5 protein-coding genes are annotated in these 3,633 nt (G+C 58.5%); 4 read left to right on the forward strand and 1 reads right to left on the reverse strand.

Translation table 11 applies throughout. The annotated features are described in order from the left end of the window. Nucleotides 1-325, forward strand: a 325-nt coding sequence (locus tag WP12_RS25630; RefSeq protein ID WP_235398777.1) for a hypothetical protein, incomplete at its 5' end; no start/stop codon positions are given. Nucleotides 326-460: 135 nt separating this feature from the next. Here WP12_RS25630 and WP12_RS00175 read toward each other — a convergent pair. After that, nucleotides 461-1,393 carry an SDR family oxidoreductase gene (locus WP12_RS00175; protein WP_160299103.1) on the reverse strand — a complete coding sequence of 311 codons (933 nt, stop codon included), beginning with the start codon at nt 1,391-1,393 and terminating at the stop codon, nt 461-463. Between the two features lie 775 nt (nt 1,394-2,168). Here WP12_RS00175 and WP12_RS26290 point away from each other — a divergent pair. The 3 genes from WP12_RS26290 to WP12_RS00190 all read left to right on the forward strand — a co-directional run bounded on the left by WP12_RS26290 (nt 2,169) and on the right by WP12_RS00190 (nt 3,585). Further along, on the forward strand, nt 2,169-2,609 hold the full coding sequence (locus tag WP12_RS26290) for a DNA methyltransferase (RefSeq protein ID WP_084690886.1): 441 nt from the start codon (nt 2,169-2,171) through the stop codon (nt 2,607-2,609). 219 nt (nt 2,610-2,828) lie between these two features. Next, a complete protein-coding gene (locus WP12_RS00185; protein WP_046191753.1) occupies nt 2,829-3,245 on the forward strand; it encodes a DUF2924 domain-containing protein in 417 nt (138 codons plus the stop codon). Continuing rightward, nucleotides 3,238-3,585 (forward strand): recombinase family protein, encoded by a 348-nt coding sequence (locus WP12_RS00190; protein WP_046191754.1) that lies wholly within the window; start codon nt 3,238-3,240, stop codon nt 3,583-3,585. Before WP12_RS00185 ends, WP12_RS00190 begins: the two co-directional genes overlap by 8 nt. The last annotated feature ends 48 nt before the right edge of the window (nt 3,586-3,633 follow it).

Genomic DNA, 3,633 nt, shown 5'->3' on the forward strand with positions numbered 1-3,633 from the left:
TACAATAGGTGTAAACCCGCATTTTTGCGAAATCAGTTCTGATGTGGCGGTGAATACACTAGCCTCGCACCTAAATAAGAGGCGCGCGCGTCTTAAGATCCGGGTCAACGGCACGCTGACTTCAGCTAATGTGATCGACCACCACCCGATCTTTCATCACATGCCGGGTCTTCCGGCACATCAGGTTAGATGGCCGGCATTCATCGCCAAAGCCGAGCAGGGATGCATCACATCCGTGGGCGCAAAGAACATCGAAATCTGCCCGGCTCACCGTAGAAGAACGGCTACTCCAAGGTCATCGTCTCGAAAATCAGAGAGCTCTTGAATAGCGAGATCTTCTACACTCTTGCCCGGTAAAGGGCGTCGTCCACGCCCATGATGTTTTTCGCACGGTCTACCCAATATGGACGAACGGCTCTCGATCTCCGTGCGGTGAACGCGGCTGATTAACAACCCATTGTCATCGTGGAAGCACAGCGTTCGCGTTGCACATCATCCAAGACCGTAAGGAGGTCGGCGGGCGGCCAAGCAAGGTTTCGAGAACATTGCTATTGCGGACGGAAAACTCATGTGTCTGCTCAAAGTGGTAGAAGGCCAGGAAATATTCGTCGCCGTGATCGCCGAACATGGCCCTATAGCGCGACCCGACCATGGATCTCCAAGTCTCTGGGCTGTCGTTATAATCGATTTGACGATGCAGGACATCGCTCAACATATTTGCGACGTCGCCAAAGCGCAGAACTTCGTATCCACTTTCAACGTCATAATATTGGCCGATATGCCGATCGTCGCGGCTGAGAATGATGTTTGCAGCCGCCTGCCCGACTTCTGCCGGGTCAACCCAGCTGTGTCGGCGATCATAGGGCATCAAGAGCACGCTATGTTCGCGGATCGGCCCACTCCATCTGACCAGATCGTCCATGAGGTACGCGGGCATGTTCAGGTAGGTTACCGGTAACCCACTGCCGTCCAGAACCGCTCTCGCCACGTGATGCTGTGTCAGCGTGCCGCCAACGCTTCGCCATTTCTCGGGGATATCACCGAGCTTGGTATAAGGAAGATTCCCGAGAATTCGCACTATCTGCCGCAACGTCGGCGTAGATTTCGCCTCGGCACATAGAATCTCCATCGCTCTTTGCTCATCGAGAAAATCCGGCGTCACGATGAAGGCGGCGGAGACCCCTTCCAGAGCAGCGGCCATGCTGGCCGGGTCCAGATAGTCTGCTGAAATTACCTCGGCGTCGGGAAACTCGACTTGGAGTCGCTGGCGCTGATCGGCGCTGCGCGAGACGAGACGCAACCTCGTCTCGGGAGACTTGTACCGGATCCAGCGGGCGAGCGGCAGGCTGATATGCCCGGCAGCTCCGAAAATTAAGACGCTGTCGTTCGCCACGGCGTGCTCCCCCAATTTCCCGAGCGGACTCGTCGGCCCGCGTCTGGTCGATTTTTAAGGCAGTCCGATGGGGCGTATATAGGGGTTAATATGTAGGAACGACCGGCTACGCAGCAGAGCAACCCGCTCATGCGCGGTAAGCTCAGCGTCAGCATGTCCAAACCCGCGTCATTTTCATTTCATGGCGGTAAAGTCGATGATCGCCGATATCGGATAGCGGAAGGACGCGGTGACGGGGTCGCACTACGCCGCGAAGGGCCTCGGTCTCTGACGGGAGCTTGCGGATGAGGGAACGGAAACCAACCACCCTCTCCGCAGAAAACCGGCATTTTCTATCCGCATTTGCAACGACAGATAGACTGACCGCTGAGCCAAGGCGGGGACATCGCCCTGGACCGCGCTTCTGACCGTGGTCAGAAGTTAGCAGCGCGCCAAATTGCGCCAAAGCCCGGAAAAAAGTCCTTTGTTTTCAAAGGAAAATGGTGCGCGACGCAGTCCGGAGCGGACCGGTCTGTGAAGCGATTTCCCAGTTAACCGCAAAAACAGGGAAACCTTTGCGCCCAAATGCTCGGCGGTCCAGCGAAAGCGCCAGAAAACCTGCGTTTCAGGCGTCTCGAGGCAAACACAGTCATAAAAAAACAGGGAATTCCCCGCCCACCGAACTGGGAAGGTCATGCCGGCGAACAGGGAATCAGAATCGTGGGGATGGGAAAATTCCGTAGATTGATCTTGGGTTCACCCTTGTGTGCGATGGTGTTGTATCAGGAGATTTCCCATGCACCATGCCTCCCCTCATTTTCAGTTCGACCCGTCCAGTATTGGCTGGCTCCATCGAAGGAATCGCAACGGTGAGGAGGTGACCGCCTCGGACCTCCACCGGCTTTTGATCGCCGACCCCACCAACGGCGCCGACCCGGTGATGCACGGATATTTGCTCGATGTGTGCACTGGCGGGCTGACGGTCAAGCCTGTTGCAATGATCGCTGATGCAATTCGCGACTGCTCCAGGCGGAGCGGTATCGTCCTCGATGCCTTTTCGGGTTCGGGCACGACGATATTGGCGGCAGAGCAGACCGGCCGGTGGGCACGGGCTGTCGAACTGGATCCACGCTATGTCGATGTTGCCATTCGGCGCTGGCAGGAGGCAACCGGTGACGAGGCCGTGCTGGACGGTTCGGGCGCGACCTTCAGTCAAGTCCAGCATGTGTTCGACTGAGATGAACCGGCGCTCCTTGAGCGCTGGTTCACAGAAATAACCGCGCATTGTCGTGAATGAAATCGGGGGCGGCGCGGTCCAGATGCGATGCTCTTGAAGCAGGAGCACGTCATGGAAGACTACGAGGTTGGCTACCGGCCTGCGCAAGAAGGGTCATGTCCTCGACAAGGCCACCCGCGACGGCGCGACCTGCTACTCAATCCTCGCCGGCGCTTGATCATGGGAAAGATTGAGAAGCAGATCGCTGCGCTGACGACCATGTCGTCGGCGCAGCTCCGGGAGGAATGTCAGCGCCTGATTGATGGCGAGCCGGCCGCGATTCCCGATCACCTGATACGACGGCTCGTCGCCTATCGCCTCCAGGAGCGCCGTTATGGCGGATTGCCTGCCGCAGTCCTCCGGGAGCTGAAGCGGACCCCATCCGCCGAGGGTCAGCAGAACAGGCCGACCATCGAAGTCCGGCCCGGCACCCGCTTCGTGCGCGAGTGGAATGGCCAAACCATATCGGTCGAAGCGTTGGAGGAAGGCTTCATCTGGCAGGACCGGCCTTATGCTTCGCTATCCGCCATCGCGCGCGAGGTTACGGGGGCCCATTGGTCGGGGCCTCGCTTCTTCGGGTTGACGAATCGTGGCTGAGGATCGTCGCGGACCGAAACTCCGCTGCGCGGTCTATACGCGCAAGTCGACCGAGGATGGGCTGGATCAGGAATACAACAGCCTGGATGCCCAGTTCGATGCCTGCTCGGCCTACGTGCTCAGCCAGCGCCACGAGGGCTGGACGCTGCTCCCTGACCGTTATGATGATGGTGGCTTCTCCGGTGGCAATATGCAGCGGCCGGGGTTGAAGCGCCTGCTTGCCGATGTGGCCGCCGGTAAGGTCGATATCATCGTCCTGTATGTCAATCGGCGTGCAAACGGGACCCCCGATAGGCGTCTAAAAGGGACCCCCTTGCGGGATCGGGTAACGTTGTTGTGAGGCGCCAGCTTGCGCTGAGCGCGGCGTAGGGAGGGCGTAGCCCGACCG

Origin of the sequence: Sphingomonas sp. SRS2 (assembly GCF_000971055.1) — a bacterium.
GTDB lineage: Bacteria > Pseudomonadota > Alphaproteobacteria > Sphingomonadales > Sphingomonadaceae > Rhizorhabdus.